A 26,913-nucleotide genomic window follows, 5' to 3' on the forward strand; every position below is an offset into this window, starting at 1 on the left:
TTACACCTCGAGTCTAAAGTTGTTTTTCTAAACATGTAATGAAAAATCCATCTGAATGATAATCATCCGGATAAATAGTTAATTCTTTATCGTCTCTATTTTCTTTTAATGCCAAAGCAGTTGGCGTTTCAATCACTTTAAATTCAGGATGAGTTTCAACAAACTGGTTAACAACATCCTTATTTTCAATATCTAAAATAGTACATGTACTATAAGTTAAGCGACCACCTTTTTTCAAAGTTGGTGCCACTTTGTCTAAAATAGCTAATTGAATTTTTTGTAAATTATTTGAATCAGCTAATGTTTTTTCATATTTAATTTCTGGTTTACGACGTAATAATCCAATTCCAGAACAAGGTGCATCAACAAGAATTGAATCAAAATATTCATTATCAAATTCTTCTGAAATTAAACGTGCATCTAATACCATCTCCTCAACAACACTAGATAAACCTAAACGTTTAGCATTATCACCGATTAATTTAACTTTGTGTGCATGAATATCTAACCCTACAACTTCACCAAATAAAGTTTCATCTAGGAATGATGCAATATGGGTTGTTTTTCCACCTGGTGCGGCACATGCATCTAAAACTTTATCACCTGGTTGAATATTCATTGCGTCAGCAACTAACATTGCACTTTCATCTTGAATCGTAATTAACCCATCGTGATAAACGCCACTATCAGGAGCAAATCCATTAGTCACTAATAACCCAACTGGTGAAACTTGACTACGTTTCACCTCAAAGCCTTCATTTTCCATTTTTTCAATGACTTCTTCGACAGTTGCTTTAGCTGTATTTACTCTAACAGATTGATCAGGTGCTTCATTGATTGAAGCCAACAAATGTGTCGCTTTTTCTAAGCCTACTTGTTTAATTAATTCGTTTACCAACCAAACTGGTGTACTACTTTCAATACTCAAACGTTCAATATCATCTTTAATTTCAGAAACAGGACGGATACCTTCACGCTCAATTGCATGTAAAACACCAGTAACAAATTTACGCGTACCTGCATGGCCTTTTCGTTTTGCAATTTCAATTGATTCATTAAAAATTGCGCGAGTTGGAATTTTATCAAGATAATGCATCTGATAAATGGCACTCAATAGTAATTCTTGAACCCAATTATCCATTTTGCTAGGATTTTTAACAAATGGTGCCAACCAATATTCTAAAGTGAGACGTCTTTGGATAACACCGTAAACTAGTTGTGTTAATAAATGAGCATCCCGAACTTCCATATGATTATTCTTAATCACTTGGTTCAACGCAATATTTGAATACGTCCCTTGTTTAGCAACTCTTGTTAAAAGATCAACTGCTAAGAATCGGGGTGTCGTTTTTAAATCAGTTGTCATACATCAATCACCTGTTGTCCTTCTTTTATTCCTTGCCCACTACCGTTTAGGTAGTCGACAATGGTTTGTTTTGATTTACCATCTGGTTGAAGCGAATTAATAGCTAATACGGTCCCATCACCACAAGCAATTTCAAGTGATTTTTTAGCTACTTCAACTACTTTTCCAGCAGATAAAATAGTTTTTTTATCTAGTACAGTTATATCCCATATTTTAGTTCTCTTACCCTTTAAAATCGTATATGCACCAGGTACCGGTCTTAAGCTACGAATTTTCCAGTCTATTTCATTAGCCGTTTTTGAAAAATCAAGGGCTTCTTCTTCTGGTTTAATGGTAGGTGAAAAGGTTACTTTATCTTCATTTTGTGGTGTTGATTCACTTGTACCATCAATTAGTTTTGGTAATGTTTCAAGTAATAGTTCCTTACCTAATAAACTTAATTTTTCAAACATTGAACCAGTATCATCATTATTTTCAATTTTAATTGCACGACGGCTAATAATATTTCCAGCATCCATTTTTTTAACCATATAAATAATGGTAATACCTGTTTCTTGTTCACCATTCATAATAGCATATTGAATTGGTGCGCCACCACGATATTTAGGTAATAGTGAACCATGGACGTTTATTGCACCAATTTTAGCAGATTCTAATAATTTTGTTGGTAAAAATTGTCCAAATGCTGCAGTTACCAAAAAATCGGGTGCCATTGCAATTACTTTGGCCATTTCATCGCTGCCACTTAATTTTTCTGGTTGTAATACCTCAATACCATGTTTTACTGCAACTTGTTTTACTGGTGATTGCGTTAAAATACGTTTTCGCCCAACCATTCGATCTGGTTGTGTCATAACAGCTTTCACGTCATAGCCGTTTTCAATTAAACTTTCTAAAATTGGAGCTGAAAATTCTGGTGTTCCCATAAATACAATTGACGTCATAATATCTCCTTAATTTAAATAAAGTTTACTGGTTCAGAATCAATCGTTAATTTTAAACCTTTTCGAACTTCGGCTTGAGATTTAGTCATTAACTCTCTTAGTCGTTCTTTTAATTGACCTTCTGATTTATACTTAATAACCACTTGATAATAAAAACGATTATTAACACGCATAATTGATTTTGGTGTTGGTCCAAGAATAATCGCATTCTTTGATAACACTGGTTTTAAAAATTGAACTGCTTCTAACATTTTTTTCGCTGCTCCAGCCTCATCCGTATAACTAGCAGTGAGCTGAATTGTATAATAATATGGTGGATAATTTTCCATATGTCGAACTGACATTTCTTTTTTATAAAATGATTCATAGTCATGATGCTTCGCATATTGAATCGCGTAGTGATCTGGATTAAAAGTTTGGATAATAACATGTCCTTCTTTTTCAGCTCGACCAGCTCGACCGCTCACTTGGGTTAATAATTGGAACGTTCTTTCACTTGATCTAAAATCAGGCAAACTAAGTGCTGTATCTGCATTAAGAACGCCAACTAACGTCACATCAGGAAAGTCTAACCCTTTCGCAATCATTTGTGTACCCAATAAAATATCAGCTTCTTTTGCGCCAAATTTAGCTAGGATTTTTTCGTGTGCGCCTTTTTTACGTGTCGTATCAACGTCCATTCGTAAAATTTTAGCCTCTGGATATAACGTTTTAAGTTCTTCTTCAACTTTTTGCGTACCTGTACCATAATATCTAATTTTTCGACTATGACAGTTAGGACAAGTTTTAGGAATACCTTCTTCATGTCCACAATAATGACATTTCATTGTATGAGTATCCATATGCAATGTTAAAGAAGTATCACAGTTAGGACAAGGTAGCACGAATCCACAATCTCGGCACATTACGAAAGATGAAAACCCACGACGATTTAACATTAAAACAGTCTGTTCATTTTTCTCAAGGCGCTTAGTAATTTCATGTCTAAGTGGCTCAGAAAAATTACTCTCACCAGTCTTTTTCATTTCTTCTCTCATATCAATTAGCGTAACTTCTGGCATGGGATGACCATTTATACGTTGAGGTAATTGTAACCACTCATACACGCCTTTTTGAGCTCTAGCACGAGATTCGAGGGATGGTGTTGCACTACCCAATATGACAGGACACTGATGTCTTTTACTTCTCCAAAGAACAACATCCCTTGCATGATACCTTGGTGTTTCATCTTGTTTATAGCTCGATTCATGCTCTTCATCAACAATAATAACGCCAATATTATCTAATGGTGCAAAAACGGCTGAACGTGCACCGACAACTACTTGCGCTTCTTTACGCTCAATCCGGCGCCATTCATCATAACGCTCACCGTCAGACAAACCGCTATGCAGGACCGCAACTAGATTACCAAATCGTGATTTAACTCGCTTAACCATTTGGGGTGTCAAAGCTATTTCTGGTACAAGCATCAAAGCTGTTTTTCTAAGTTCTAGCGCTTTTGCGATTGTCTGCAAATAAACTTCTGTTTTCCCACTCCCCGTCACACCTTGAAGTAAAAATGTTGTATTAGTTCCACTTTTAATAGCCTCATCGACAGCTAGCACCGCAACCTCTTGATCTGAGGTTAATTCTTGCATATTGGTTGGCTCAATAATTGTGTCTTTATATGGGTCCCGATATACCTCAGTCTCAACTTTTTCAAGCCAACCATTTTTTGCTCCAGCTGTAATTGTTGCAGGTGTCACGCCTATTTCCTCAACAACTTGTTTCTGAGGAATCAAGCTATCTTCAGTGAGTGATTGTAGATAGTCAATCAATAAGTGCTGTTGTTTAGCATTTTTACGTAAACCACTTCGAATATTTTCATATGCTTCGAATCCAAGTTTTGGTTGGATTGATATTTGCATTTTAACTTTAGCTTTATTGCCAACTTCATAAATCATCTCAGCCTTTTCAGCCTTGGTAAGTTGTAATAATTCTTTAATTATTTGAGCATCCATATGTTCTGGATCAAATTCAATAGAATCTTGACCTTGAAATAATTTATCTTGTAAATCTTCATCAATTTCGTCAATTAAACGAACTCGCTTTTTATAGGTTGCACGCATGACACTCGGTAAAACCATTTGTAAGGCAGTTATACGGAAGGAAAAGGTTTCATTAGCTATCCACTCAGATAAGTCTAATAATTCAGTATTCACAACAGGTCTTAAATCAACGACTGATTGAATATCTTTTACATGACCATCGAACTCATTCTTATCAAAAAGATCAATTACAAATCCTTGAACCAATCGTTTACCATTCCCAAATGGTACAATAACCCGCATGCCAATCTCAATCTGATTTGTTAATACTGCTGGGATTGAATACGTATATGGCTGGTCCGTTTGCATCGTAGGAACATCAACGATAATTTTTGCATATTGTGACATACTGAAACCTCCTTTCATTTAATTAACTGCTTATTTTACTACATCGCTTATAATAGTAGCTAATAATTCCTTAGCAATTTGCTTTTTACTTGTTTGCTTTATGAAATCATTTTTTCTGTTTGGTCTAAGCAGTGTTACCTCATTATCATTGCTATTAAATCCAATGGCAGAATTTGAGACATCATTTAAAACCAATAAATCTAAATTTTTCTTTTCTAATTTTTCTTGTGCATTTTCTAGTCCGTTTTGGGTTTCCGCAGCAAATCCGACTAAATACTGATTTTGCTTAATTTGGCCCAAATGTTTTAAAATATCTGGATTTTTTTCTAATATTAACGTTAAAGTAGATTCAGCTTTTTTTATTTTCTGATCTGCAACATTTTGTACACGATAATCTGAAACAGCTGCTGCCATTATCAAAATATTTTGGTCATCAAATCGCTTATTGATAGCTTCAGATAACTCTAACGCAGTTGTAACTCTAATTGTTGTCACGCCAATTGGGTCTGGCAACTGGCTTATTCCGCTAATTAAGGTGACATTAGCACCTAACTTTTGCGCTTCAATCGCAATTGCGAAACCCATTTTACCAGAAGAATCATTAGCGATAAAACGAACTGGATCGATTCGTTCTCGTGTACCACCAGCTGTCACTAAGACATTTTTACCTTCTAATGGTTTGTCACTATCCTCAAAGGAAGTTTGAATAACTGACATTATCACATTTAATTCGGGAAAACGTCCCTTACCTGAATAACCTTCTGCTAAAAAGCCTATTTCTGGTTCAATAATCTGAATGTTATTTCGTCCTAAAAATTTAAGATTACGTTGTGTAGCAGAATTCATTAGCATATGTTCATTCATTGCGGGCACAACAATTTTTTGTGCCTCAGTTGCTAATAAAGTGGTTGAAACAAAATCATCTGCGATACCATTGGCCATTTTTGCGATAATGTTTGCTGTCGCTGGTGCAATAACCATTAATTCTGCCCAGTCTGCAAATTCAATATGTGCAACATGCTCAGACTCTTTTCCTGAAAATAAATCAGTTAACACCCTATTTTTACTCAACGTTTCAAAACTCAAGGGTGTTACAAATTCAGTTGCAGCTTTGGTCATCGCAACTCGAACGCTAGCACCTTGTTTAATTAGTGCTCGGACTAATCCCAAACTTTTATACGCTGCAATACCACCTGTTACAACAAGACCGATTTTTTTATTTTCAAGTGTCATTTCATGTCGCCCCCATACCGAATTTATTCTATTCTCTATTGTATCAATTTTCTAAGAAATAAAATAGGAGTTAGGACAATTAGCTTGTCTTAACTCCTTTTCATTTAATCAGATTAACGAATATCTTCTTTTTCAACTGGATCAATAATTAAATCACCAGTAACAACTTCTTCCAAAGCACGTCCAACATTCTTTTTTGATTTGTAATTAGAAAGCATTGGTAGAGCGCCAGCATCTAATTCATGGGCACGTTTACTTGCTAACATAATTAATGAGTATCTTGAATCTACTTGTTTCAATAAGTCATCTACTGAAGGATATAAAATCATTTAAATACATCTCCTAATTGTTTTCTATAGTCAGGTAAAAATCGTTTTACACGCCAACGTTCAGCTTTAATAATCGTTTGAATTTTTTCAACAGCATCATTTATTTCATCATTAACAACCGCGTAATCGTAATTCTGCATCATATCAATCTCACCAATGGCTTTTGTCATTCGTTTATCAATAGTTGCAGAATCATCCGTTCCACGTCCTGTAATTCTTTGTCTTAATTCCATCAAATCAGGTGGCGTTAAGAAAATAAATAAACCATCAGAAATTTTTTCTCGAACTTGCATAGCACCTTGTACTTCAATTTCAAGAAAGACATCTTGACCAGCGTCAAGCATCTTATTTACATATTTTAACGGTGTTCCATAGTAATTGTCAACATACTTGGCGTATTCTAACATACCGCCCGTTGAAATTTCATTCTCAAATTCTTCTTTTGATACAAAATGATAGTCAACACCATCAACTTCGCCTTCTCGCATTTTACGAGTGGTCATTGAAATTGAATAAAGAAACTTATTGTCAGCTTGGTCAAAAATTGCTTTTCTTACGGTTCCTTTACCGACCCCTGATGGACCAGATAGTACGATCAACATTCCACGATTAGCCATTAAATTTGTAAACTCCTCTAAGATAAGTATTAATAAATAGTATGCACTTTTTACGGCTATTATTCAAGCTTTTTATGCGCTGTTGTCATCTTTTAAATATATTATAAATTAACACTTGCTTTACCGAACGTTTGTTCGTATAATGAAAATACAAACAAACGTTCGGGGAGGAACTTTATTATGCAAAATAAACAACAAACAACAATTCAAACTATTGGCTCAACACTACAATATTCATATCATAAAATTTTTGATTTAGATGACTTTATTTTAAGACCACAAATGCCTCAATTTCAATTAGCACTCTTTACAGAAAAAGTTTTAAAAATGAAAAAAACAATTATTTTACAATTAAATCCAACTGGATTTCAAAAAGAATTCCAAGAACTTCGTGGTACCTTACACCGACGTTCTGGTTCTAATCAATTAATATTTAAAACGCAATATACGAATATCACTTACCTTCTTACTGATAATCAACTCCGTTATATCGCTTTAATCGATTCAATATAAAAATGGTCACTTTCTATAACAACTAGAAAATGACCATTTTTTTATTTACGTTTAATTGTTGTTGGATCAAATTTTCTTTGAATAAGTGCCAAAATTGCATCAGCAATAACGGCCATTAGAGCTGTTGGCAATGCACCAGCTAAAATAATAGCTGCTCCATCAGTTGCATTTGTTCCTCGGATAATAATATCTCCAAGTCCACCTGCACCAATAAATGAACCAATTGCTGTAATACCAATTGCAACAACTAATGCATTTCTAATTCCGGCCATGATAACTGATAATGATAACGGTAACTCAATCATATAAAGGATTTGAAGTCTCGTCATTCCCATCCCTTTACCAGAATCAAGAACGCCAGGATCAACATTAATCATCCCTGAATACGTATTTTTTAAAATAGGTAATAGTGAGTAAAGTGCAACAGTTACAATAACTGTATTAACACCTAAACCTAGTCCCAACATAATAATAGATAACATTGCTAATGATGGTACAGTTTGAATAACATTAGCAGCACCTATTGCTACATCGCTCAATCTATGATGTTTTGAGATAAAAATTCCGATTGGAATCCCAATAATTGCAGCAATTATCACACCATATATTGAAATTAAAAAATGTCTTGTAAATTCTTGTAAAACATATAACCCATTATTACTAAAATAAGACATCAATTGATCAAAAGTATTCATATTAATCACCCGCCTTTTCGAAGTAATGATGTTCTTCTAAGAATTGTTTTGCAACTACTGCTGGTTCGTAAAAATCATTATCAACTTTGTAATTTAATGATTGCATTGTTGATAAATTAATTTTGTTTTTAAGTCGATCAATAAGCGGTGTTAATTCAGGATGTTCCTTCAAGATAGAATCATTTGCAACAAGGCTTGCTGAATATGGTGGGAAGAAGTGACGATCATCCTTCAAAATTTTCAGATCATAACTCTTAATTCGGCCATCAGTTGAATATCCAAGAACAACATCCATTTTACCCTTTGCCAAAGCGCTATAGACTAATCCAATCTGCATAGGATAAATGTTACCAAATTTAATATTATATTCTTTTTGGAAACCATCGTAACCATCACCTACACGGCTAATCCAGTTGGCATCAACACCGACTGTTAATTTAGATTCAATTTTTCTTAAATCAGATACTGTGTTTAAATTGTACTTTTTAGCTGTCTCTTTTGTAACCATAAATGCATAAGTATCAGCAAAACCTAAACTATCAAACCATTTCATTTGGAATCTATTTTCGAATCCATCTTTAACTATTTTATTAGCTTTAACGGTATCTTTTTCTACTGGTTTATTTAATACCGCACTTAAGTCAGTTCCTGTATATCTAGCAGATGATATATCTGCATCACCGTTTTTGAGTGCATTAAAACTTAATGTACCAGAACCTAAATTATTTATCAGTTCTACTTGATTATCTGATTCATGTTCAATCAATTGTTGTAGCATTGATCCAATAATTTGAGATTCCGTCGTTGATTGTGCGACAATTTTAATTGTCGATTCAGAGCCACCTGTTAAACCAGGAAACCCACAACTTGATAGACTCACACCGGCAAACAGAAGGCTTAAGCTAACAAGTATTTTTTTCATCGTAATTTTCATGTTAAAGCCTCCTTAATTTCTTGTTGTTTTTGGTGCTACCTTTTTTTCAACCTGTCCAAGTATAAAATCAACTAGTAAGGCTAATAAGATAACTGGAATTGTACCGCCTAAAATTAATTTTGGTTGATACAAATTTAATCCATTAAAAATCATATCCCCTAAGCCACCAGCACCAATATATGAAGCTAATGTTGCCCAAGCAATTACATAAGTTGCAGCTAAACGAATTCCAGACATAATAACCTGAGATGCCATAACTAATTCAACTTGCAGAATCGACTGCAAATTAGTCATACCCATCCCTTTAGCAGCGTCTTTTAACACTGGATCCACTTCTTTAATACCAATATACGTATTTCTTAATATTGGTAACAACGAATAGATAAATAATGCTACAACAGCTGGTAACTTACCAATCCCAAATAAAGGAATCATCATGGCTAGTAAAGCTAAAGCAGGAATTGTTTGCAACATACTAGCAATTGCAATTACAATATTGGCTGTCTTAGGTAATCTTGTTAGTAAAATTCCTAAAGGAACAGCTATTGCTACTCCAAAAAATAATGCCATTCCTGAAATTTCAATATGTTCCCATAATTTTGAGACAATCATTGCCCCATATTCTTGTAAAAATGAAGTCATTATTAACCCTCCTTCGTTGAACTTGGGCTAGTTTCATCGGTATCTGTACCTGAGTCTGACGTCATTATTTTAGTTACTTCTTCATGAGAAGCACTATTTTCATCACCCCAAAGTGCATCATAAACAATATCAACTAGGGTAGCGCGGGTTACAATTCCGACTAATATACCATCTTTATTAATAACAGGTACATTTTTAAATCCACGTTTTAAAATACGTTCAACAGTATCACGAACTAATGAATCTTCTTTAACATAGAAAATATCTTTGTTCATAATATCGCTGACACTACTTGATGTATTGAAACTATAATCTAAGCTTTCAATATCAATATAACCCTTTAAAATACCAGCATCATCAGTAACTAACAACGTATCAACTCGACGATCATGCATTAAACGAATAGCTGTTACTAATGACTTACCTGGTGTAATTGAAACTGGGTTAGCTAACATAACTTGACCAACAGTTGTAATACTTGGACGAGCTTGGATAAGTCTATCTTGACCAATCAAGTTTTCAACAAATTTATTTGCTGGATTTTTCAAAATATTATCGGGTGTATCTGCTTGAACAATCTTTCCTTCAGACATAACAACAATTCGTGTTGCTAATTTTAAAGCTTCATCCATATCATGAGTAACAAAAACGAATGTCTTACCTAAACGTTCTTGTAAATCTTTAACTAAATCTTGTAAAGCTTCTCTAGTAATAGGATCAAGCGCACCAAAAGGTTCATCCATCAAGATAATATCTTGATCAGCAGCTAAAGCTCTGACAACTCCGATTCTTTGTTGTTGCCCACCAGAAAGTTCAGATGGGTAACGGTCTAAATATGATTCTGGTAGTTCAACTAATTTAATCATTTCTTTAGCGCGTTCATCTCTTTTTTCTTCAGGCCATTTTAATAATTTTGGTACTAATGTAATATTTTCACGAATAGTCATATGTGGCATTAAACCAATATTTTGAATAACATATCCGATTTTACGACGTAATTTAACGGGATCCATTTTGGCTATATCTTTACCATCAATAGTGATTGTACCTTCTGTTTGTGTCAACATACGGTTAATCATTCTCATAGTAGTTGTTTTACCTGAACCAGATGTTCCGATGAAACAAATGAATTCACCATCTTGAACTTCCAAATTAAAATTATCTACAGCTTTATTACCTTTATAAATTTTTGATATTTTATCAAACTTAAGCATATTAGTACTCTCCTTTTTTATAACTAACCAATCATCTATTCATAGTAGTACCTTGGTTTTAATTATTTTTTTTGTGCCGTATTTAGTAATTCTTCAGCATGTTTAACAGTTAAAGGTGTAATCTCAGAACCGGCAAGCATTCGAGCAATTTCTTGAATACGATCTTCCTTAGATAACAATTTAATAGATGTTTCTGTACGTTCACAAATCACTTCTTTAGCTATAAAGTAATGGTGCTCGCTAATTGCAGCAACCTGTGGCAAATGTGTGATACATAGAACTTGTGATTGTTGGGCAATTTGATTAATTTTTTCAGCAATTGCCTGGGCAACACGTCCACTAACTCCTGTATCAACTTCATCAAATATAATACTTGTGACACCTTGCGTCCTAGAAAAAATTGTCTTTAACGCTAACATCATTCGAGAAAGTTCACCACCAGAAGCAATCTTAGCTAATGGCCCCATTGTTTCCCCAACATTTGTTTGAATATAAAATTCAACTTTATCTTGTCCGGTACTATTTAACTGATTGAGTGAATCAAATTTAACTTCAAAAACGGCTTTGTCCATATACAACTCACTTAACTGTTTATGCACTTCTTTTTGTAGAATGATGGCTGCTTTTTTTCGAACATTAGTTAATTTATCAGCCAATTTATGGGCTTCTTTTCTAGCTAAATTAACTTGATTATCTAAATCATCTGCATTACCTTCAGTTGCTTCCATTTCAATTAATTCTTCAGATATAAGACTCAAATAAGCTAATATTTTTTCAACAGAATCACCATATTTGTGTTTTAATTGTACAATTAATTCAAGCCTATTTTCAATCTCATTTAATCGTTGCTCATCCCATTCCAGGGAGTCTAACTGACGCAATAGGTCACTAGATGCATCCTGCAGCATATAATAGGCTGACGACAACCGTTCTGCTAAGTCTTTATATTCACTATCTAAATTATCAATTTTTAGCATGTTAGACATTGCAACACCAACATGGTCAACTGTATTTTCATCATCACCCGATAACGCTTGGTAACTTGCATCCAGTGACTGATTAATAGTTTGAAAATTTTCTAGACGTTCTTTTTCAGCGCTTAATATGTCTTCTTCATTTTCAATTAAATCTGCACTTTCAATTTCATCTTTTTGAAAATGTAACATATCTAATCGTTGTGCCCATTCGTTTTGATTTGTTTGTCTTTTTATTTGTAACTTATTTAGGTTTTGATAGTATTCAAATGCTTCTTGATAACTATGCTTCAGTGTTTGAATATCATTTTTAATATATTCATCTAACATGCCCAAATGCTTATCCTGTTGCATTAATTCTTGATGTTCATTTTGGCCATGAATATCAACTAACGTTTCACCAATTGATTTTAGTGTACTCGTGTTAACCAACATACCGTTTATGCGACAAATATTTTTACCAGATCTATGTATTTCACGTTGTAAAATCACAGAGTTATCATCATGGCCAATACCTAATTGGTCCAACTTCGTTAACGTATTTGAGTTTTCAGTTGGCATAAAGAGTCCTTGTAGCACCATTTTTTTTGCATCTTTTCTAATAAATTCTTGGGACCCTCTACCACCTGATAAGAGGCCCAAAGCATCAATGATAATGGATTTACCCGCACCAGTTTCACCTGTTAAAACTGTCATATTAGCCATGAAATCGATATTCAAAGAATCAATAATGGCAAAATCTTTTATTGTCAATTCTTGTAACATTTTTTTCACCCCTTTAATAGAAAAAATCTGAAACAAATGTCACAGATTTTATTTCTATCTATTCAGTTACAATCTCATTTAAAATTTTACTTAACTTTAACGCATCTTTGTTCGAGTGACAGATAATTAGAGCTGATCCATCTCCGCCTAAAGTACCAAAAACAAATGAATAATTCATTTGTTCAATTAAAGATACGATTGCTGGACCACTTCCTGGCGTCACCTTAACGAGACACATTTCATTTTGAACATCAGTTGATATAAAAGCATCTTTTAACGTTTTAGTTAATTTTTTTTCTGTATTCAATTTTTTTTGAACAGGTAAATTATAACTGTAAGTTCCATCAGCAGATGGCACTTTAATTAATTGCATTTCTTTAATATCTCTAGAAATAGTTGCTTGTGTGACTGTAATCCCTTGTTTTTTAAGCAAACTCACAAAATCTTCCTGCTTATCAATATTATTGTTCTTCAATAATTCACGAACATAACGTTGCCGTTCTTGCTTTTTCATTAAAGTCCCCCTCACCCGATAACCTCTACCACCCATAGAGTTAGTATAACGTAATTTCAATTATTATTAAAGAACTTCACTTTAAATCCTTATTTAACGGCATTCAGGTTATCGTATGCAGCAGTTAATACGCCATCGATACTAACCTTATCCGAAATCTCGCCAATTTCATTTATCGCAGACTTTAAATGAATTAAAAATTCAATATTACCTTCGCCACCCTTAATTGGTGAGTAGCTTAAATCCGCAACATTAAATCCAGTGGAAATAGAAAATTGAACAATGTCTTCGAGCACTTGACGATGAATCTTTTCATCTCGTACAATACCATGTTTTCCAACATTTTCTTTTCCTGCTTCAAATTGGGGTTTTATTAATGCCACAACATCCCCATTTTCAGTAATAATTTTCTTTAATGCAGGTAAAATAAGATGTAATGAAATAAACGATACATCTATTGTTGCAAAATTGGGTTGTCCAAATTCAAAATCTTCTTTTTTACTATATCTGAAGTTAGTATTTTCCATCACAACAACTCTTGGATCTTGTCGTAATTTCCAAACTAATTGATTGGTACCAACATCTAACGCATAACTTAATTTTGCGCCATTTTGTAAAGCAACATCGGTAAAGCCACCGGTTGATGATCCAATGTCTAAGACCGTTTTATCCTGAACGGTTGCATCAAATACTTTAAGGGCTTTTTCTAATTTAAGTCCACCGCGGCTCACATAAGGTAATTTTTTACCTTTAAAATGAAGCACAGTTTCTTCAGAAATTTTAACACCTGGTTTATCCAATCGTTCTTCATTCTCACCCAGAATTTCACCAGCCATAACTGCACGTTTGGCCTGTTCACGAGTTTCAAATAACCCTTGTTTAACTAATAAAACATCAATGCGCTCTTTTTTCATAGTGACTCCTAATTTTTTAATTTAAAGTAATGTAACAATTCTTCCAAATACTCTGTCTCCAACCCTGTTTGCTTAAGCGTTTGAATAGCATCTTTAGCTTGATTGGTTACTTCTTCGAGCATCCTATAAGCTTGATCAATTCCCATTAGTCCAGGATACGTATTTTTATTTTCTTGATTGTCTTTATGAACAGCCTTGCCCATCTCTTCAGATGTCCCAACGACATCCATAATATCATCATAGATTTGAAAAGCTAACCCAAAATGACGTCCATATGCCATAAACGCTACGTGCTGTTGGTCAGTCGCTTTTCCAAGTATGCTACCTGCGTAAACTGAAAATTCAATTAAATCACCCGTTTTACGCTTATGCACCTGTTTCAACTGCGCTAATGATAACTCTTTTTGTTCACCTTCAATATCGGCAACTTGACCGCCAACCATTCCCTCTGGGCCAGCTAACCTAGCTAGTTGACCCATTAGTAATACCTTTTGTGAATCAGGCAACTCTGCGTTACTGATCCATTCAAAGGCTAATGTATTTAGTGCATCACCAGCTAAAATTGCCATGCTTTCACCAAAAATAATATGGTTTGTTGGTTTACCACGTCTTAAATTATCATCATCCATCGCAGGCAAATCATCATGAATTAATGAATAGGTATGAATTAATTCTAATGCACCAGCAATAGAATAAACTGACTTATCAAGTTTACGATTAAGCATTTGACAAATAACAAAAATGATTAGTGGTCTAATACGTTTACCACCCGCTTCAACTGAATAAGTCATCGATTCTTTTAACTTTTTTTCAGTGTCTAAAGCCTGTAATTGATTCAACATAATTTGATTAAATTCTGGTAATACGATATCAGAAAATTTAGTTAAGTTACTCATTTTCTAAGCCTTGTTCGAATGGCACTTCTTCACCAGAATCATTCATGACACTGGTTAATGTTTTTTCAGCATTTTCCAATGTTTTTTGCAATTTTGAGCTCAACTTAACACCGTTTTGAAATTGGGTTAATGCTTTTTCTAAAGGAACATCACCTTGTTCTAGTTCTGTTACAATTTTTTCAAGTTCTACTAAGTTATCTTCAAATGTCGCTTTTTTTTCAGCCATTTTTTATTCTCCTTTTTCAACTTTTTCAATTTTTGCATATGCTTTACCATCTGTAAGGTGTAACACGACGTTATCATCTATATTCACTGAATTAATACTTTTAATAATTTTATCTTCCATAGATACGTAACTGTATCCTCGTCCCATAATCTTCAATGGACTTAATAAATCAAGCGCATTTATTTTTTCGCCAACCTGTTGTTTCTTTGTTTCAAGTAAGTAGGTCATTAATTGATGTAACTGTTTGTTTTGTTGTTTTACTTGATCTTGCAGTTGACTAACCAATTGTTGCGGATTTTGATAGCGCAACTGACCATTAGCTTGTTCAAATTGTTGTTTCTTAATTGTGATAATTTGTTTTGTTACTTGCATTAAGCGTTGTGCTAAATTGTCTAAGTTTTGAAGGTAACCCTCATATAACCGATTAGGTTGTTGAAAAACATATGATTGTTGAATCTTATCTAATTGTTGTCTTCTTAAACTTAAAATATTTTGTGTTACTTGTAATAGTCTCAATTTTAATTGATTAATCTTAATTAATTCATCGGCGTAAACAGGGACAGCTAATTCTGCTGCTGCTGTTGGCGTTGCTGCCCGAACATCGGCCACTAAATCAGCAATGGTTGTGTCTGTCTCATGTCCAACTGAAGAAATAATTGGAATCTGGCTAGCAAATATTTCCCTTGCAACAGATTCTTCATTAAATGGCCATAAATCTTCAATTGAGCCACCGCCTCGACCAATAATAATCGTGTCAAAATGGCCTAATTCGTTAATTTGTTTTAACCGCTTAACTAAATCATTAGCTGCTTTGTCACCTTGTACAATCGCAGGAAATAAAACTAATTGAGCAATCGGGTAACGTCTTTTAACGGTTGTCATAATATCTTTAATGACAGCCCCTGAAGGACTTGTAATCACAGCAATTCGTTTAGGATATTTAACCAATGCCTGTTTTGGTGCTGAAAATAATCCTTCAGCTTGTAGCTTATTTTTTAACTGCTCATAGGCTTGATATAACGCACCAACACCATCAGGTTCCATTCGCTCAATATATATTTGATAGTTACCTGTCGCTTCATATAAAGATATACGGCCCATAACTAAAACTTTCATGCCATCTTCTGGTTTAAATTTTATTTTATCAAAAGCTGAACGGAACATAATTGCGCTAATTTTAGCATGATCATCTTTTAAACTAAAATATTGATGCGCATTAGGTCGAGGTCTTAAATTTGAAATTTCGCCAGTTAAATAAACGGTCCCAAGATAAGGATCAGCATCAAATTTTTTCTTCAAATATGTTGTTAATGATGTAACTGATAAATAATTATCTTTATTCAATGCCAACACTCCGTTTTGTTAATTCAATTGTTTGTTCCATCAACATTGCAATCGTCATAGGTCCAACCCCTTTTGGTACTGGTGTCAGATATCCTGCAACCTCTGCAACTTCCTTATCGACATCTCCCGCTAACTTACCACTATCTAAGCGGTTCATCCCGACATCGATGACTACAGCACCTTGTTTCACATCGGTTTTTTTAATAAAGTTTGCTTGACCAATTGCAACGACTAAAATATCAGCCTGTTTAGTTATCTCTGATAAATTTTCCGTATGACTATGCGTTATCGTTACTGTTGCATTAGCGTTTAAAAGTAACGCCGCCATTGGTTTACCCACAATATTACTGCGGCCAACAACAACTGCATTTTTACCGTCTAAATCAATATTGTATGCGTTAAACATTCTCATAATTCCCAGTGGTGTACATGGAATTGCTAGTGGATCATTCATGGCTAATCGTCCAATATTTATCGGATGAAATCCATCAACATCTTTTTCTGGTTTAATAGCTTCGGTTATCTTTTTTTCATCAATTTGGTTCGGTAAAGGTAACTGTACTAATATGCCATTAATATCTGAATTATCATTATAGTCATTAATGAGATTTAGCAACTCTTTTTCTGATATCGTATCAGGTAATCTTTTAACAATCGATTTTATCCCAATAGATTCAGCAATTCGATGCTTATTCTTAACATATATTTTACTTGCTGGATTTTCTCCAACTACAATAACAGCTAATGTAGGAAAGACATTCTTTTTCTTTAAAGCTTCTATCTCAGATTTTAAATTATCCGTCGTTATTTGTGCCAATTTTTTACCATCAATTAATTTAGCCATAATTTAGCACCTCTATTCCATTTTTACTTCTTACATTTTATCATATTTAAGGTATTCATTTCTAAAAAAAAAGTGTCGCAAAAAATGCAACACTTCTCAATCATTATTATTCATTTGTTTTTTCAATATCAACAGGCATTTTTTCAACAACTGGATCTAACACACCATTAACAAATTTTCTTGATTCATCATCACTAAATTCTTTAGCAATTTCTAAAGCTTCATTCAATGCTACCTTAGCAGGAACATCATCTACGTATTTCATTTCGTAAATAGCTAATCTCAAAATAATTAAATCCGTATTGTTTAAGCGTGATAGTTTCCAGCGTGATGTTAGATTTTCTTCAATAACAGAATCTATCTCAGCTTGTTTATCACTAACACCTGAAACTAATGCTTCTAAATAAGGTGGAATTACAGCCGACTCTTCATCAGGAACTTCTAACAATTCACGATAAATAGCCTCTCTATCACCATCTGGGTTAGAATTTAACGCAAATAATGCTTGAAATGCTTTTTCGCGAATCGTATGTCTAGTTACTATTACACTCACTAATTTTCACCATCTTTTTCTGAAAATAAATCGTCAGTATCTATCTTATCGGCTTCCTTTTCAGGAATAACCCCTTCAACATGAACATTTACTTCAATAATTTCTAAACCTGTCATAAATAGTAATTGTTGTTTAATCTTTTCTTGCATCACTAATGCAACCTTAGGAACAGATACACCGTAATCAAGGTAAACAAAAACATCAATATTCAACTGGTCATCTGTTAAATCAAGTTTAACACCCTTACCCAGTGACTTTTTACGGCCAAATAATTCAGTTAAATTTTTAGCAATTGTCCCACGCATTGAGTAAACACCATCAATTTGGTTAGCAGCAATTCCAACAATAATTTCAATAACTTCAGGTGCAATCTTAATGTCACCCAAAGAAGGTTCAGTACTTTTTAAAACAATATTTGTTTCTTCAGCCATAAGTTTAACCTCCGTCGATTTATTGTGCTCTGGAAATATATGTGCCATCTTGTGTATTAATAATTAACATTTCATCTTCATTAACGAAGAATGGCACTTGTACAACTAATCCTGTTTCAAGAACAGCAGGTTTAGTTCCACCAGATTGTGTATTACCTTTAATACCCGCTTCAGTTGATGCTACTTTTAATTCAACTGTATTAGGAACGTCAACACCAAGTGTTTCAGTGCCAAACATAATAACATTAACAATTAAGTTTTCTTTCAAATAATTTAATTGTTCATGCACGCGTTCTTCTGGTAATTCTAATTGTTCATATGTATCCATATCCATAAATACATAGTTGTTACCATCAGCATAAAGATATTGCATTTTTTTATTATCAATTTGTGCTTTTTGAACTTTTTCACCAGCACGGAATGTTTTTTCTTGAGCAGCACCTGTACGGAGATTCTTTAGTTTTGATCGAACAAAAGCAGAACCTTTACCCGGTTTAACATGTTGAAATTCAACAACACGCCATAAATCACCATCAACTTCGATTGTAACACCATTTTTAAATTCATTAACGGACATCATAATATAATATTCCTCCTACTATCTCGTGTATCTCATAGTTCTAATAATAGCAATAATGGACATATAAAAGCAAGTTAAAGTCTATATTATCATTAATTTTTTAGAAGAATTCGTTAACATTTGATAGCCATTCTCAGTCACTAAAATATCATCCTCAATTCGAACCCCACTAAGGTTTGGTACATAAATCCCTGGTTCAATTGTAATGACGTCGCCTGCTTGCAAAACACTGTTTGAATCATCCAATTTAATATTAGGTAATTCATGAATTGATAGGCCAATTCCATGCCCAATCCCATGATTAAAATATTTACCATATCCTGCATCGGCGATTGTTTCATTAGCAACTCTAGCTAATTCACTTAATTTTATTCCCGGTTTAATTAATGAAATCACTCGTTCTTGTGTCGTTAAAACAGACTCGTAGATATGTTTTAATTCATCAGATATCGATCCCACGGCGATGGTCCTTGTGACATCAAATGTATAGTTCTCGTAATAATAGCCAAAATCTATCGTAATCAGATCCTGGTCTTGAATCTTTCGTTTTGAAACCGTTGCATGTGGCCATGTTGAATGAATACCGCTTGCTACAATTGTTTCAAAAGATTCACTCATAGTACCTAAATTTTTGATATAACTATCTAGCCGATTAGCAATTTCAATTTCTGTTTGACCAACTTCAATCGTCGACACAATATAATTGAAAGCTTCATCAGCTAATTTTCCTGCTTTTATTAATTTTATCTGCTCATCCTTATCTTTAACACGTCGTAATTCGTCAACAATATTAGTAAATGGCACCAAATCACTAACAAGGATTTCATCTAATTGATCATACTCTAAAAATGATATTGATGATTCAAATCCCATAACTGTTAATCCTTTTTCACTAATTATGTCAGATACAGCACCCAGATAATCACGCGTAAATTTTATTTCTAATTTTTTATCATGATTTTCTAGTGCCAATTCAAATCTTAGGTCAGTGATTAAAAATTGTTGTGTATCAGTAATTAACAATACACCATCACCTTCAAAACCACTTAAATAAAATATGTTTGTCGTATCCGTCACTAGAAATGCATCAATCGAGAGTTTCTCAAAAGTTGATTGTAATTGTTTAATTCTATCAAAATTCATTTAAACACTCCTTTTATGTACAAAAAAAGGAAATCTCTATCATAAAATGAAGAGGTTTCCTTTGAGTTATTATTATTCAGCTACAGGGTATACAGAGACTTGTTTCTTATCGCGGCCTTTACGTTCGAAGCGAACGATACCATCGACTTTAGCAAACAAAGTATCATCTCCACCTTTACCAACGTTAACACCAGGATAAATACGTGTTCCACGTTGACGATAAAGAATTGAACCACCTGTTACTTCTTGTCCGTCAGCTCTTTTTGAGCCTAAACGTCTACCGACAGAATCACGGCCATTAGAAGTAGAACCCCCACCTTTTTTATGTGAGAAAAATTGTAAATTCATTAACATAATCAATGCACCTCCTTGTTATAGTCTTATTATTTAAGTGTTAATTTAATGTAATCTTGATAGTTTTGCTCAATTGACTGTAGTCCTAAAACTAAACTTTCTAAAAATAACTGTCCTGTAGCATCGTTTAACTCAGATTCTGATAGTTTAACTTTCATTAATCCACCATTATCTTCATCCATCTCAACATCAGGATTAAGTTTAGCAAGTTCGGTCAAACTATTAACTGTATTGATAGTCAATACCGAAACCGCAGCACACACAATATCTTGACCATATTCACCAGAATCAGCATGCCCTGTTATTTCAAACGCATCGATGATTTTGGCATCTCTCCGAGAAATAACTGCACGTATCATACTAGTAGCCTACTTTCAAAATTATGCGTTAATAGCATCGATAACAACCTTAGTATATGGTTGACGATGACCTTGTTTTGTATGAGAATGTTTCTTAGGTTTGTATTTGAAAGTAACAACTTTCTTTTCACGGCCTTGTTTTTCAACAGTACCAGTTACTGTAGCACCTTTAACAAAAGGAGCACCAATAACGGTTTTTTCGCCACCAACTAAAACAATTTCATCAAATGTAACTTTTTCACCAGCTTCTGCTGATAATTTTTCAATGTAAATAGCTTCTCCGGCTTCAACTTTAAGTTGTTTGCCACCTGTTTTAATAATTGCGTACATGTGTATTACACCTCCTTATAGATTACTTAGACTCGCCGTAATTTAGTGATCAGATTTAGACAACCTGACGCTTAAAAACTTAAAACGTGCGGTTGCAGTTGTGGTGTTCACAAATACAACGTTATTATAATATCAAATGTAACTTCTTAAGTCAACGTTATCCATCATTTTCAACAAAAAAGTTTGTTAAATTGACTCCGTTACTTGTATCAACGCCAGTAATTTCTTTTAAAACCTTAGCAACGTAGTGCGGTGTGTAGATCATATCGTCTCGTAACCAACGTTTAATGAAGCCTAGGTGCGCTGATGCAACATAGGATACTTGTAACTCGTTTGGTATCTTAGATACTTCAAAATCGCCTGCTAACTGTTCTCTAAAGTTATTTAAGTAGATAACTAGTCTATCATATACTTTATCAGAAAAAGCGACATCTTCTTGACTATTTAAAAGTACGCCAAACATCATTGATTCATCTTGTAAGTAGTTAAACACCCGATTTAAACAACAAACTTCAACTGGTTTCGAATAAACGTACGCTTTATCTGGTGATTGTTTTGACATAATCATAATGTAATCAAAAAAGTCATCTAAAATTTCATCCATTGCCCGATTAATAAAATCTTGTTTGTCATGATAATGCAGATAGAATGTTCCTCGAGTGACATTTGCTTCCTGAGTAATCTTTTGAACGCTAATATTTTCAACTTTGTAATGTTTCATGAGTACAACTAATGATTTTTTTAAATTTTGTCTTGTTCTCTTTACCCGTGGATCATTAGAATCAACCATTTTTCAACCTCTTTATTCATAATTAAATAGTCTTTATCTCCATTTATGTCTATTACTTTCTTATTATAGAACATTTCATCAAAACTTTCATTCATGTTTTTGATAATTTATAAGAGTTCTACCAATTTCCATTGACAAGTACCAGTATTTTATCATATACTATTAAATGTTGTTATGACTCGGTAGCTCAGCTGGATAGAGCATCCGCCTTCTAAGCGGACGGTCGTGAGTTCGAATCTCACCCGAGTCATAGATATCCATTCTAGACCGATTTATAAAAATAGGAATGCCTTTAAACGGGCGTTCCTATTTTTTTATTTAGGTGAAAACAGACTATAAAGGATAGAATGCTCAAAACATTTGTTGCATATTTGTTGCATGGATATTTTTATCAATAAATCTACTAAAGTATTAAAATATCAGGCGATAAGAAAGCATTTTCTGTCGGTAAGGCTGTTGGCAACGCTTTATATTGTATTACTGGAAAACACGTTAAAAATATCAAGCAATTACTTAAGCTTTAGTAAATTGTTTGAAATAAAACTATTAAAAAATCCCCTAACCTGTTGGTAGCAAGTTAGAGGGTATAAATATATTAACAAATAATTTTATCATATTTCTAGGAGTAGAGATATAGATTTCGGAGGAAATATATTCATGAGTACTACATTTACAATTATTTTTCTTATTGGTTTAGTTGTTTTTTTTACAGGTGTAACTTGGTTTATTGTAGCTTGGGGTAATAAAGCTTCTAATTTAATACCACTAATTTTATTGATTGCCGGTTTAGGCATATCAATTATTTCTTTTAGCGTGATGTCGGTAACATCTGATAAAGATTCGTCAGCGCGTTCATCGTCTAATTTTAGATCGTCAAGTGCTAGTGACTCGTCAGAATCAGATGATGATTCTAGTTATGATGACGATGATGATTCATATGTTGACGATGAATCTGAATCTGATTCAGAATCTGACGATGAGTCATACACTGATGATGAATCCGATTCAGAATCTACTTCATCTTTTGGCGATTCTGTAGATTTAACTGACGACTCAAAGATAACCGTTGACTCTGCTGAAAAAGAAACGTCAGTTCCTTTAAATGATGTTAAATCCGGTGATACACAAGTTGCTGTTAAAGTAACCGTTCAAAATAATGGTACAGGTCCACTAGATTTCAATGGTCAAAAGTTTGACGTCTATGATAGTGATGATACTATTGGGGAATTTAATTCAGAGACTTACTCTGGTAATATTCCAAATTCAATAGCTGCCGGAAAAAAAGCTGTAATGACATTATACTTTACAACTTCTAATGCTGGTCCGTTCTCTGTCACTTACGGGGACTCAACTTGGGAATAAATATTTAACTAATTTTAACGAGTGTATAGATACTTCAAGCAGGTGCAACTCCTGCTGCTCGTTTTTGTTTATCTACGTGCATAGGAATCACGTTAAAAGCTAAAAAGGAGAATATTATCATGAAAGTTTTTAATGTTAGTTTAGTTGTTAATGAAAATTGTATTACAGAATATGAACATTTTATTGATCCTCTAGTGACGCAATCAAAAAAAGAATCTGGTAATATTTCATACAATCATTTTAAACAATTAGGTGCCAACAATCGTTATGCAATAATTGAGCATTGGCAAGACCAAGACGCAGTTAACTTCCACAATGAAACAACTTATTTTAAAGAATTTTTAGCAGGCATCAATCAATTTGTAACTGAAGAATTACAAGTTATTGTAATGGACGCCTAACTACCCTTTCGACCACCAGTTAAGCTGGCTATGAGTGCAAGGCTCATTGGTCGTATTGCTACAAAATTTTAAAAATTTAAGGAGATTTAATTTATGGGAGCTACTTCAATTTCAGCCAGACACGCAAATACAACTCGTATAAAGGAAAAGTTGGTACCGTTTCTAAAAACCTGATTAATCGCCGTTTCTTTTCGGACCGACCTTATCAAAAACTAGCAACAGATGTTACAGAAGTCCGTTGGGGTGACGAAACAATCGATGAACGGGCCCATTTCACCTGTATTTATGATCTGTTTTCAGGCAAAATTCTAAGTCATCAGATTAGTAAACATCCAACAGTTAAATTTACAACAAAGGTTTTGAAACAAGCAATTGCAAAAATCCCAAAAGATTTAAATTATCGAACGACGATTCATTCTGACCAAGGATTCCAATATCAACACAAAAATTGGGTTACTATTCTCAAAAAATATCGTATTTTTCAGAGTATGTCACGTAAAGCAACATGTTTAGATAACGCTGCCATGGAAAGCTTTTTCCATATTATGAAAGCTGAAGCTTTCTATCAAAAAGAAACCGATACATATGAAACACTAGTTTCACAAGTACCGGTTTGGATAAATGACTATAATTTTTCACGAATTAAAATAAAATTGGGTTGTAAAAGCCCGGTTGAACACCGAATTTTTATAACCCAGAATGCTGCATAAAGCTTCGTCCAATATTTAGGGTTCACTTCATTTTATTATTTTTTATTATTGACTCAGCTTCTTCTTCTCCAGCCTCTATAGCCTTTTTTTGAGTATCTCGGATGATGTCTAAAATAAGCCCAAAAATATTCAAAGACGCCGTAAATACTAAAATTAAAACTATTCCTTTCAAATACAAAATTACTTCAAAATCAATAAAGGTTTCAAATGATATTAACATAGTACTAATTGATATTCCAACTATGGTTAGCCATAAAAATGAAGTCCACATAAATGGTGTGAATATTTCAACAAATACGTTTTTTAATTGAGTATCTGTTTTAGAAACTAAATATATGTGTCCTAAATTATCTATATCAAAGATACTTTTAACCGCAACAAATAATGCGAATGTAAAAGATAATCCGGTAACAGAAATACCCAATAAGCTTGAAACTTCATAATTAACATTAATAATATCCGGAAAAAATAAATATATTATTGTAAATATTACATTTATCGAAATTCCAATTTTAGAGTATATATTGCATATAGTTGCTCGTTTTGAAGTCCATAATGCTCTCATCAATGATTTATTATCTACCATACTATCACCTATTTATGAAAATTTTTATTAACTATTACAGGTACAATTTTCATTATACTCATTGCCCTATGTTTTATCGATTTAAGGTATCCTCGCTTAGCATCTTCACCCAATTGTTTACTTAACTCTACTGTATTTACTTTTTCTCCTCTAGGGGCACTATATATTTTTTTCACATCTTCAGCATTTATACGTTTTCGACTAGCAAGGTCCCTATCTTCAACTTGCTGGGCACCATTAGGATAGACAAGATGTACTGTTACTCTTGCATAATCTTGCTTAATGCTAACGCTATCTTGAACTGCATTAACTGATACAGCACCCATATTGGTATTTTCTGCTGTATTTATAAATGATTCTATTCTTTCAGACATACTAATAGCTTCTTTCAAACTTTTGTCATTAGTAGAAATTAAAATTTTTTCAGTTTCCAATTCATAAAAAAAATTCACTCCAGCATTTATATATTCTTTATCCTGAATATACCGTATTATTTTTCTAGCCTCTAGCATCATTTTACGACCATGTCCGTAACGTCCGTACCCTTTTAAGTTGCCTATTATATCATCTTCTAAAACATCATCTAATGATTCTTTTAAAAATGGATATTTTTTAAGTAATTTGTCCATTTTTGTTCTCATTTCAACTTTTGTAACGCCCAAAAATTCTTTTGTCCATAAAATGCCCGAATTTTTTTCATAGTTTTCTATAACAGCAAAATATTCCTCTTCTATTTTTTTAGATTGAGCAACAAATTCTGTATATTCTATAGATTTGGATAATTCTTCTTTAACATCAGTATCCTTAAAAATAAAATTTAAATATGTTCCCCTTTCAAATCCATTAGGTATTCCAAAACTATTAGTTAGATCATCCTTTATTACATTATGTTTAAGCTGTTTCCAACCTTCTGATTTTCTTTCAACGTAAGTTCTAATTATATTTGGTGCTAAATTTAATTTAAATACATAATAATTGTCCAAATAGTTACTCCTCCAAATAATTTATACTCGCTCTATTATTAAACAATAAAAAAGACAGGTAAACAATACCTTTCTCATGTGTGTATAAATATTTGGATTAGAGATTAATAACTGATATCAAAATATCATATTACTAATATAACAGATTAATCACTTCAATTTGTTCACTAAATGTTCACTTTTTGAAATCATGTAAGTCTTCAATTAAGAATGAATCAGCAAACTGTAAGCATGCTCGATTCTTGTAAAAACTGTATCTCGTCTTTTCATATCCTAAATCATCCATTTCAATATCATTTTATTTATTATCTTCTGCAATATAGACATCTATTAATATTTTTCTACTAATAGTGTCACAACTCTTTAAAGCTACTAGAACATTATTAATAACTTGCTCAGCATAGATACGTTTAGTTATGGTCTCTTCGTGTTGATTGTTCCCTGAGGTACTTTTTAGGCATATCCATGATAATTGGCGACTTAATTCCGCTAATATCCTTCTGACTATATCTCTGCATTTTTGGTAACCATACTTTAAAAAAACGTTTAACCTTATTAATTGTAGATTTTTCATTGACTTGTGGGAATAGTTCGTTAAATGAAGATATAGCATTTCCCCCTTTACGTTTGTTATAATCATTGCCAGTCAGAGTAATAGTTGTATGTATAAGTCACCTTACTAAGTGGGTTTTATGTTATCTAAATCATTAATGAAACTCAAGTAGTGTAATTTCTCTGATTACTTCATTCTTCTCCTAAATGGTCAACTCATGAATAGTATCAATAACTGCGCTACCTTTATAAGAAAAATTATTGTTAAATTTGATAATCATCTGAGGAACGTCATTCTGATTAGAGCAACGCATTAACTCATCCCTGTAAATTTTTTTGATACGTAGTCATCTGTTAACAGAAACTATTAGTCCTATAGT

Annotated in this window: 31 protein-coding genes, 1 tRNA gene, 1 pseudogene and 1 other annotated feature; of the genes and pseudogenes, 5 read left to right on the forward strand and 28 right to left on the reverse strand. The window is 33.2% G+C overall.

The window, feature by feature from the left end; translation table 11 throughout:
- Positions 1-13: 13 nt before the first annotated feature.
- The 6 genes from rsmB to gmk all read right to left on the reverse strand — a co-directional run bounded on the left by rsmB (position 14) and on the right by gmk (position 6,924).
- Positions 14-1,366 carry a 16S rRNA (cytosine(967)-C(5))-methyltransferase RsmB gene (gene rsmB, locus AC1RPU_RS02860; protein WP_481761257.1) on the reverse strand — a complete coding sequence of 451 codons (1,353 nt, stop codon included), beginning with the start codon at positions 1,364-1,366 and terminating at the stop codon, positions 14-16.
- Positions 1,363-2,310 (reverse strand): methionyl-tRNA formyltransferase, encoded by a 948-nt coding sequence (gene fmt / locus AC1RPU_RS02865; RefSeq protein ID WP_481761256.1) that lies wholly within the window; start codon positions 2,308-2,310, stop codon positions 1,363-1,365. Before fmt ends, rsmB begins: the two co-directional genes overlap by 4 nt.
- Before the next feature lie 14 nt (positions 2,311-2,324).
- Positions 2,325-4,745, reverse strand: coding sequence for a primosomal protein N' (priA, locus tag AC1RPU_RS02870; protein ID WP_481761255.1), 2,421 nt, complete (start codon positions 4,743-4,745; stop codon positions 2,325-2,327).
- 30 nt (positions 4,746-4,775) lie between these two features.
- Complete coding sequence (coaBC, locus tag AC1RPU_RS02875; RefSeq protein WP_481761254.1) at positions 4,776-5,978, reverse strand: bifunctional phosphopantothenoylcysteine decarboxylase/phosphopantothenate--cysteine ligase CoaBC; 1,203 nt, start codon at positions 5,976-5,978, stop codon at positions 4,776-4,778.
- A 113-nt stretch (positions 5,979-6,091) separates the two neighbouring features.
- Complete coding sequence (gene rpoZ / locus AC1RPU_RS02880; RefSeq protein ID WP_409022617.1) at positions 6,092-6,307, reverse strand: DNA-directed RNA polymerase subunit omega; 216 nt, start codon at positions 6,305-6,307, stop codon at positions 6,092-6,094.
- A complete protein-coding gene (gmk, locus tag AC1RPU_RS02885) occupies positions 6,304-6,924 on the reverse strand; it encodes a guanylate kinase (protein ID WP_481761253.1) in 621 nt (206 codons plus the stop codon). The genes rpoZ and gmk overlap by 4 nt, the downstream gene beginning before the upstream one ends.
- Positions 6,925-7,104: 180 nt before the next feature.
- Here gmk and AC1RPU_RS02890 point away from each other — a divergent pair, with 180 nt between their 5' ends.
- The gene (locus AC1RPU_RS02890; protein WP_409022619.1) at positions 7,105-7,437 is read left to right on the forward strand and encodes a hypothetical protein; all 333 of its coding nucleotides are present in this window, start codon (positions 7,105-7,107) and stop codon (positions 7,435-7,437) included.
- A 41-nt stretch (positions 7,438-7,478) separates the two neighbouring features.
- On the opposite strand, the gene AC1RPU_RS02895 is transcribed toward AC1RPU_RS02890, so the two are convergent.
- The 19 genes from AC1RPU_RS02895 to AC1RPU_RS02985 all read right to left on the reverse strand — a co-directional run bounded on the left by AC1RPU_RS02895 (position 7,479) and on the right by AC1RPU_RS02985 (position 21,939).
- Positions 7,479-8,132, reverse strand: a complete 654-nt coding sequence (locus tag AC1RPU_RS02895; protein ID WP_481761252.1) for an ABC transporter permease — start codon at positions 8,130-8,132, stop codon at positions 7,479-7,481.
- 1 nt (position 8,133) lies between these two features.
- A complete protein-coding gene (locus AC1RPU_RS02900) occupies positions 8,134-9,054 on the reverse strand; it encodes an osmoprotectant ABC transporter substrate-binding protein (RefSeq protein WP_481761403.1) in 921 nt (306 codons plus the stop codon).
- Positions 9,055-9,078: 24 nt separating this feature from the next.
- Positions 9,079-9,708, reverse strand: coding sequence for an ABC transporter permease (locus AC1RPU_RS02905; RefSeq protein WP_481761251.1), 630 nt, complete (start codon positions 9,706-9,708; stop codon positions 9,079-9,081).
- A 2-nt stretch (positions 9,709-9,710) separates the two neighbouring features.
- A complete protein-coding gene (locus AC1RPU_RS02910; RefSeq protein ID WP_481761250.1) occupies positions 9,711-10,922 on the reverse strand; it encodes a betaine/proline/choline family ABC transporter ATP-binding protein in 1,212 nt (403 codons plus the stop codon).
- Positions 10,923-10,984: 62 nt separating this feature from the next.
- Positions 10,985-12,661 (reverse strand): DNA repair protein RecN, encoded by a 1,677-nt coding sequence (gene recN / locus AC1RPU_RS02915; protein ID WP_481761249.1) that lies wholly within the window; start codon positions 12,659-12,661, stop codon positions 10,985-10,987.
- 58 nt (positions 12,662-12,719) lie between these two features.
- Entirely contained in the window at positions 12,720-13,175 is a 456-nt protein-coding gene (locus AC1RPU_RS02920) for an arginine repressor (protein WP_481761248.1), read from the reverse strand.
- Between the two features lie 89 nt (positions 13,176-13,264).
- Positions 13,265-14,089: a TlyA family RNA methyltransferase gene (locus tag AC1RPU_RS02925; RefSeq protein ID WP_481761247.1), complete on the reverse strand. Its 825-nt coding sequence runs from the start codon at positions 14,087-14,089 to the stop codon at positions 13,265-13,267.
- Between the two features lie 8 nt (positions 14,090-14,097).
- On the reverse strand, positions 14,098-14,985 hold the full coding sequence (locus AC1RPU_RS02930; protein WP_481761246.1) for a polyprenyl synthetase family protein: 888 nt from the start codon (positions 14,983-14,985) through the stop codon (positions 14,098-14,100).
- Positions 14,978-15,211 (reverse strand): exodeoxyribonuclease VII small subunit, encoded by a 234-nt coding sequence (locus AC1RPU_RS02935; protein WP_409022627.1) that lies wholly within the window; start codon positions 15,209-15,211, stop codon positions 14,978-14,980. Before AC1RPU_RS02935 ends, AC1RPU_RS02930 begins: the two co-directional genes overlap by 8 nt.
- A gap of 3 nt (positions 15,212-15,214) precedes the next feature.
- On the reverse strand, positions 15,215-16,555 hold the full coding sequence (gene xseA, locus AC1RPU_RS02940) for an exodeoxyribonuclease VII large subunit (RefSeq protein WP_481761245.1): 1,341 nt from the start codon (positions 16,553-16,555) through the stop codon (positions 15,215-15,217).
- Entirely contained in the window at positions 16,548-17,399 is an 852-nt protein-coding gene (folD, locus tag AC1RPU_RS02945) for a bifunctional methylenetetrahydrofolate dehydrogenase/methenyltetrahydrofolate cyclohydrolase FolD (protein ID WP_481761244.1), read from the reverse strand. The genes xseA and folD overlap by 8 nt, the downstream gene beginning before the upstream one ends.
- A 106-nt stretch (positions 17,400-17,505) precedes the next feature.
- Positions 17,506-17,943, reverse strand: a complete 438-nt coding sequence (gene nusB, locus AC1RPU_RS02950) for a transcription antitermination factor NusB (protein WP_409022798.1) — start codon at positions 17,941-17,943, stop codon at positions 17,506-17,508.
- Between the two features lie 8 nt (positions 17,944-17,951).
- Positions 17,952-18,383: an Asp23/Gls24 family envelope stress response protein gene (locus AC1RPU_RS02955; RefSeq protein ID WP_409022630.1), complete on the reverse strand. Its 432-nt coding sequence runs from the start codon at positions 18,381-18,383 to the stop codon at positions 17,952-17,954.
- A 19-nt stretch (positions 18,384-18,402) separates the two neighbouring features.
- Entirely contained in the window at positions 18,403-18,963 is a 561-nt protein-coding gene (gene efp, locus AC1RPU_RS02960) for an elongation factor P (RefSeq protein ID WP_409022631.1), read from the reverse strand.
- 81 nt (positions 18,964-19,044) lie between these two features.
- Positions 19,045-20,106, reverse strand: coding sequence for a M24 family metallopeptidase (locus AC1RPU_RS02965; RefSeq protein ID WP_481761243.1), 1,062 nt, complete (start codon positions 20,104-20,106; stop codon positions 19,045-19,047).
- A 72-nt stretch (positions 20,107-20,178) separates the two neighbouring features.
- Positions 20,179-20,466 (reverse strand): 50S ribosomal protein L27, encoded by a 288-nt coding sequence (gene rpmA, locus AC1RPU_RS02970; protein ID WP_083478911.1) that lies wholly within the window; start codon positions 20,464-20,466, stop codon positions 20,179-20,181.
- A gap of 23 nt (positions 20,467-20,489) precedes the next feature.
- Positions 20,490-20,819, reverse strand: a complete 330-nt coding sequence (locus tag AC1RPU_RS02975; RefSeq protein WP_409022633.1) for a ribosomal-processing cysteine protease Prp — start codon at positions 20,817-20,819, stop codon at positions 20,490-20,492.
- Between the two features lie 21 nt (positions 20,820-20,840).
- Complete coding sequence (rplU, locus tag AC1RPU_RS02980; RefSeq protein ID WP_409022634.1) at positions 20,841-21,149, reverse strand: 50S ribosomal protein L21; 309 nt, start codon at positions 21,147-21,149, stop codon at positions 20,841-20,843.
- Positions 21,150-21,167: 18 nt separating this feature from the next.
- Positions 21,168-21,253 (reverse strand) — a sequence feature (ribosomal protein L21 leader region).
- A 53-nt stretch (positions 21,254-21,306) separates the two neighbouring features.
- On the reverse strand, positions 21,307-21,939 hold the full coding sequence (locus AC1RPU_RS02985; protein ID WP_409022635.1) for a TetR/AcrR family transcriptional regulator: 633 nt from the start codon (positions 21,937-21,939) through the stop codon (positions 21,307-21,309).
- 176 nt (positions 21,940-22,115) lie between these two features.
- Between AC1RPU_RS02985 and AC1RPU_RS02990 the strand changes: the two genes are divergently transcribed.
- The 4 genes and pseudogenes from AC1RPU_RS02990 to AC1RPU_RS03005 form a co-directional block, all read left to right on the forward strand.
- A tRNA-Arg gene (locus AC1RPU_RS02990) sits at positions 22,116-22,189 on the forward strand.
- A 407-nt stretch (positions 22,190-22,596) separates the two neighbouring features.
- Positions 22,597-23,301, forward strand: coding sequence for a DUF4352 domain-containing protein (locus AC1RPU_RS02995; protein ID WP_481761242.1), 705 nt, complete (start codon positions 22,597-22,599; stop codon positions 23,299-23,301).
- A gap of 119 nt (positions 23,302-23,420) precedes the next feature.
- Positions 23,421-23,702: a putative quinol monooxygenase gene (locus AC1RPU_RS03000; protein WP_481761241.1), complete on the forward strand. Its 282-nt coding sequence runs from the start codon at positions 23,421-23,423 to the stop codon at positions 23,700-23,702.
- 116 nt (positions 23,703-23,818) lie between these two features.
- Positions 23,819-24,412: pseudogene (locus AC1RPU_RS03005) on the forward strand (IS3 family transposase); the annotation flags it as partial.
- Positions 24,413-24,434: 22 nt separating this feature from the next.
- Here the strand turns inward: AC1RPU_RS03005 and AC1RPU_RS03010 are convergent.
- The 3 genes from AC1RPU_RS03010 to AC1RPU_RS03020 all read right to left on the reverse strand — a co-directional run bounded on the left by AC1RPU_RS03010 (position 24,435) and on the right by AC1RPU_RS03020 (position 26,555).
- Positions 24,435-24,998: a hypothetical protein gene (locus AC1RPU_RS03010; protein ID WP_481761240.1), complete on the reverse strand. Its 564-nt coding sequence runs from the start codon at positions 24,996-24,998 to the stop codon at positions 24,435-24,437.
- An 8-nt stretch (positions 24,999-25,006) separates the two neighbouring features.
- Positions 25,007-25,981 (reverse strand): hypothetical protein, encoded by a 975-nt coding sequence (locus AC1RPU_RS03015; RefSeq protein ID WP_481761239.1) that lies wholly within the window; start codon positions 25,979-25,981, stop codon positions 25,007-25,009.
- 298 nt (positions 25,982-26,279) lie between these two features.
- Positions 26,280-26,555, reverse strand: a complete 276-nt coding sequence (locus AC1RPU_RS03020; RefSeq protein WP_481761238.1) for an ArpU family phage packaging/lysis transcriptional regulator — start codon at positions 26,553-26,555, stop codon at positions 26,280-26,282.
- Between the last annotated feature and the right edge of the window lie 358 nt (positions 26,556-26,913).

The sequence above is a fragment of the Dellaglioa sp. CoH-55-MRSF-7 genome (assembly GCF_056782235.1).

Coding starts and splice junctions, on each gene's coding strand:
- AC1RPU_RS02890 (WP_409022619.1), top strand. CDS start 7,105: ATGCAAAATAAACAACAAACAACAATTCAAACTATTGGCTCAACACTA.
- gmk (WP_481761253.1), bottom strand. CDS start 6,924: ATGGCTAATCGTGGAATGTTGATCGTACTATCTGGTCCATCAGGGGTC.
- AC1RPU_RS03000 (WP_481761241.1), top strand. CDS start 23,421: ATGAAAGTTTTTAATGTTAGTTTAGTTGTTAATGAAAATTGTATTACA.
- fmt (WP_481761256.1), bottom strand. CDS start 2,310: ATGACGTCAATTGTATTTATGGGAACACCAGAATTTTCAGCTCCAATT.
- AC1RPU_RS02995 (WP_481761242.1), top strand. CDS start 22,597: ATGAGTACTACATTTACAATTATTTTTCTTATTGGTTTAGTTGTTTTT.
- AC1RPU_RS02900 (WP_481761403.1), bottom strand. CDS start 9,054: ATGAAAAAAATACTTGTTAGCTTAAGCCTTCTGTTTGCCGGTGTGAGT.
- rpoZ (WP_409022617.1), bottom strand. CDS start 6,307: ATGATTTTATATCCTTCAGTAGATGACTTATTGAAACAAGTAGATTCA.
- folD (WP_481761244.1), bottom strand. CDS start 17,399: ATGGCTAAATTAATTGATGGTAAAAAATTGGCACAAATAACGACGGAT.
- AC1RPU_RS02905 (WP_481761251.1), bottom strand. CDS start 9,708: ATGACTTCATTTTTACAAGAATATGGGGCAATGATTGTCTCAAAATTA.
- AC1RPU_RS02910 (WP_481761250.1), bottom strand. CDS start 10,922: ATGCTTAAGTTTGATAAAATATCAAAAATTTATAAAGGTAATAAAGCT.
- AC1RPU_RS03010 (WP_481761240.1), bottom strand. CDS start 24,998: ATGGTAGATAATAAATCATTGATGAGAGCATTATGGACTTCAAAACGA.
- AC1RPU_RS02965 (WP_481761243.1), bottom strand. CDS start 20,106: ATGAATTTTGATAGAATTAAACAATTACAATCAACTTTTGAGAAACTC.
- rsmB (WP_481761257.1), bottom strand. CDS start 1,366: ATGACAACTGATTTAAAAACGACACCCCGATTCTTAGCAGTTGATCTT.
- efp (WP_409022631.1), bottom strand. CDS start 18,963: ATGATGTCCGTTAATGAATTTAAAAATGGTGTTACAATCGAAGTTGAT.
- AC1RPU_RS02930 (WP_481761246.1), bottom strand. CDS start 14,985: ATGAGTAACTTAACTAAATTTTCTGATATCGTATTACCAGAATTTAAT.
- AC1RPU_RS03020 (WP_481761238.1), bottom strand. CDS start 26,555: ATGAAAAATCTACAATTAATAAGGTTAAACGTTTTTTTAAAGTATGGT.
- AC1RPU_RS02925 (WP_481761247.1), bottom strand. CDS start 14,089: ATGAAAAAAGAGCGCATTGATGTTTTATTAGTTAAACAAGGGTTATTT.
- AC1RPU_RS02985 (WP_409022635.1), bottom strand. CDS start 21,939: ATGGTTGATTCTAATGATCCACGGGTAAAGAGAACAAGACAAAATTTA.
- AC1RPU_RS02955 (WP_409022630.1), bottom strand. CDS start 18,383: ATGGCTGAAGAAACAAATATTGTTTTAAAAAGTACTGAACCTTCTTTG.
- AC1RPU_RS02975 (WP_409022633.1), bottom strand. CDS start 20,819: ATGATACGTGCAGTTATTTCTCGGAGAGATGCCAAAATCATCGATGCG.
- recN (WP_481761249.1), bottom strand. CDS start 12,661: ATGTTACAAGAATTGACAATAAAAGATTTTGCCATTATTGATTCTTTG.
- rplU (WP_409022634.1), bottom strand. CDS start 21,149: ATGTACGCAATTATTAAAACAGGTGGCAAACAACTTAAAGTTGAAGCC.
- AC1RPU_RS02935 (WP_409022627.1), bottom strand. CDS start 15,211: ATGGCTGAAAAAAAAGCGACATTTGAAGATAACTTAGTAGAACTTGAA.
- coaBC (WP_481761254.1), bottom strand. CDS start 5,978: ATGACACTTGAAAATAAAAAAATCGGTCTTGTTGTAACAGGTGGTATT.
- AC1RPU_RS02920 (WP_481761248.1), bottom strand. CDS start 13,175: ATGAAAAAGCAAGAACGGCAACGTTATGTTCGTGAATTATTGAAGAAC.
- priA (WP_481761255.1), bottom strand. CDS start 4,745: ATGTCACAATATGCAAAAATTATCGTTGATGTTCCTACGATGCAAACG.
- AC1RPU_RS02895 (WP_481761252.1), bottom strand. CDS start 8,132: ATGAATACTTTTGATCAATTGATGTCTTATTTTAGTAATAATGGGTTA.